Origin of the sequence: Paraburkholderia xenovorans, from assembly GCF_046030735.1 — a bacterium.
Taxonomy (GTDB): domain Bacteria; phylum Pseudomonadota; class Gammaproteobacteria; order Burkholderiales; family Burkholderiaceae; genus Paraburkholderia; species Paraburkholderia xenovorans_A.
The window spans coordinates 1-3,294 of record NZ_JAQQBV010000086.1 but is presented as its reverse complement, the minus strand read 5'-3'; the positions used below and the strand labels follow the sequence as shown (position 1 = coordinate 3,294).

The window sequence follows — 3,294 nt, the reverse complement described above, 5'->3', positions numbered from 1 at the left end:
ATTTTCCGCTTTCCGGAGCAAACCCAGATGGAACTAACACGTGCGACGGCACGTTGTCCCTTTGAGCTTATCTTTAATTTCTACAAACGCATCAGTGCTGTTTGGGCAGCCCCCCCTGAGTTTGTAAAACAAAAAACCCAGTTTCAGGATCTACTCAAGGCGCGACATGGCTCATGTCAATGTAACTGGGAGCTTATCAAAGGTGGGTGGGAATCTCACTGGGTGATGGTTCACCCGGAAGACTGGCGGTACCGAGACCAATATATGTGCCCATTTACCGTCGCGTTGGAAGAACTCGAACTGGGTTGGGGAAGATTTGATCAGGTACTTTCGGCACGAAGGGCCCGCCTAGAACGATTAGACATCAAGTTTCTTTCGCGCGACATACACGACGCGGGGCTAATAAGATATCAAGGAAATACGAACGTCCTACCGGACGAAGATCAATTCGAAATATGGAACGTTTGGCCCAATTTCGAATGGCTGCATGAATCGCCGCTAACCGAGCTACTTAATCTAACAGCAGAAGTTGAAGTAGAGTCCACTTACCGTGCGTTGACGGCTTGGCTTGACGGCATCGACAAAGGGTTAACTCCCAAAATCCGTAAGGATCCGGTGAATTGTGTCCGGCTGTGCAGGAGGGCTACAGATATCTGGTTGGTCAAGTGGAGTCATGCTGCGACGGATTTGTCGCAGTAAATACGCAACTTTCGGGCCTACCTCGATCCCAATGAATGAAAAAGCTAGCGATGACGGTAACCGGTTTGAATCCGCTAGGTGATGTCTTGTGGGCTGGTAAATCATTGCAGGCGACCATCAGCAGTTTGCGAATCCAGCTCCTGCCGAGTGCGCGATGCGTACTCATGCGATACCAATGTAGTGATCAATTTATTTCAGACAGGCAGATAGGTTCTTTTACTATCGTTTTCGCCTCATATAGGTCGTGAACGTGTCGGCAACCATATTGCTTTATCTCAAGCCGAGCGGCGCGTGGTTCGCGCAACGCTGATGCATTAAAAGTAATTCGAGTGATCGCGCAGGGCAGAGACGTTCAGTGTGAAAGCGAGTGAAAGCGAATATTCGTTCACCTGTAAGTCGGTGTGCGGAACGTCCCTTGTTGAGAAAATTGAATGGCAGCCTAGTCATCGCACACCTTGCTACCACGACGTTACGATATTTGTTTGATCAACAGACTTCAGTTGTCCAACGGCTCATAGGCGCGACCACTTTCGGTTAGCTCATAAACACCATTGCCGACTTCTTCAATTAGCTTCATTTTCGTGAGTTCCGCTATCGCATCAAGAAGATCGTTTTTATCAAGACTTTGCCGGCCCAATCTGATGTTCTTGATTATTAAAGTTAATGACCTATGATCGCCCTCTAAAATTATTGGAGATGATTTTCTGATAGCAATATCCATTATGGTGTCAGCCATTTTTGATAGGAGTTGCTTTATATTGAAATCCACTTCAGCTTCTGTCGATTCTAAGCGATCCGAAACTGCGCCTAGAATCTTTAGAGCCTCGCTCACGGATTTGACGATCTTCAGGTCTTTTCCAGGATTGATCTTAGAAAATTCATCCCTAAGAATTTTCTTGTTTTCCGTGAACGTCTTATCGTTTGATACGATTATCAAATCCTCATCGCAGAATGAAATCAACTCTTCCCACAATAGCTCGTCGCAAACCGAATGTCTATCAGGTGAGGTTGGCGGATTTCCTAATAATTTCCGCGTTTTAGCTTTGGCAATCAGTTCTTCTTTCGTTTCTATAAAGTCGCAGGTTTTAGTTAGATCGTCGTATGCATCAAACACCGGGTCGTCTCCCGGCTTAGGTTCTAGCATTGCCTCAATCTTGCTCTTCAACTCTTTTCCAATCTTACGAACCTGTGATTGAAGACGGGTTGCCTCCTGATGCTCAACCATGTCTTGTACCACTGCTGTGGTATATATGGAAATAGATGAGGTTCTCTCGATCTCAGCGCCAAGCTTAGTTAGTTGCAATGTTCTATTCCGCTGAAACTCTCTATATCCTTGTTCTGAAATGATGAGGGTGTTTTTCAGTTTTTTTAGCTCATCAAATAAAGATAGTCTATCACTCGCGGCCCGATAAAAATCAAGATAGATATTCGTGTCTACAAAAAGTTTTGTCATCTTTATTCCTCTCTGGTGATTAAATGATACGGGAGCTGGCTCCGGCCCCTCAACAGCCCCCCCCCGGTCAGGGCGCTACGACTGCTATCTGGCTGAAAACAACAGTTCGACCTGAAGGCATGAACAACAGCAATCGCTGCACAACGGACAAGGCTCATGAGGCACTGACGGCAGAAATGGGTCGACTTGAGCCGGCCGCATAGGGCCGCGGTCGGAGTGACAGCCAGTCGACTCCCTCTGTCAAATCGTCGACAATCGTCCCACAATCGACGCTACCGATGAGTGCCGGGGCCAATGCAAATGAAAATATCGAAAATCGGGCTTGGGTTGGCGGGAGCCGTAATCGCTTTCACGGCGAGGTCAGCACTGGCGCAGCTAGCCGGGCAATGGGTATGGGATCGTCTGATGAGGAGCAATGAGTCGTCATTTGACGAGCGTGCTGGAGGTTCGACATATAGGGAGCAGGAGCCTGGGGCTCCCGCCTTATGGCTTATTTTTCTACGGTTGCTAGCCCAAAATGTCGATGAACTCCTTGATGCCGGCCTGTTCGGCCAACTGCGCGGCGTTGGCCATGGCTCCAATCTCCTCGGCGAGTTTTCCGACGCGGGCTGAGTCAGATAAAGCCTCCAGCGGGTCATCGCCGATACGGGCAGACATTAGCGCAAAGATGGACTTGGCGACTGGCAGCCACTTAATAGCTAACTCTTCAACCGTAAAAGACTTGCTGTTCGATGCGACTTTGGTGAAGCTAGCGTGTTCAACATCAATCTTTCGCCCAACGACCTCTTCAAGGCAAGCAGAGACCACTGCCATGAAGAAGAACTTGAACCGTACACTGCGGGCGATACGAAGTTGTTTCTCTTGCGCCTTGGTGAGCTTCTTTTCCTCGTTTAGCTGCTTCAGTTCGAGCCGAATATGGTCGATCGCTAAAGCTAGCGCATAGACAAACAAAATGTGGCGTGCAGATTTGCCCTCGAACGCTCGGTTGTAAGCAGCTTTTCTGTCAAAGATCGTATTCTTACCGCGCGACGCATCTTCGAGAGATCCACCAAATGCCAGAAGAGGCTGTGCAACCACTTCAATTCCAAGCCCAGAAATAGACTGCCCAAATCCTCGCTTTAGCGAGTACTTATGTCCCAGTG

At 48.3% G+C, this 3,294-nt stretch carries 2 protein-coding genes and 1 pseudogene; 1 reads left to right on the top strand and 2 read right to left on the bottom strand.

The features are described from left to right. Positions 1 to 699 (top strand): annotated as a pseudogene (locus tag PQQ51_RS34135) (hypothetical protein); the annotation flags it as partial. 496 nt (positions 700 to 1,195) lie between these two features. Here PQQ51_RS34135 and PQQ51_RS34130 read toward each other — a convergent pair. Then, positions 1,196 to 2,152, bottom strand: a complete 957-nt coding sequence (locus PQQ51_RS34130) for a PIN domain-containing protein (protein ID WP_408501593.1) — start codon at positions 2,150 to 2,152, stop codon at positions 1,196 to 1,198. A gap of 507 nt (positions 2,153 to 2,659) precedes the next feature. Continuing rightward, positions 2,660 to 3,294, bottom strand: a 635-nt coding sequence (locus PQQ51_RS34125) for a hypothetical protein (protein ID WP_408501592.1), incomplete at its 5' end; no start/stop codon positions are given.

Coding starts and splice junctions, on each gene's coding strand:
- PQQ51_RS34130 (WP_408501593.1), bottom strand. CDS start 2,152: ATGACAAAACTTTTTGTAGACACGAATATCTATCTTGATTTTTATCGG.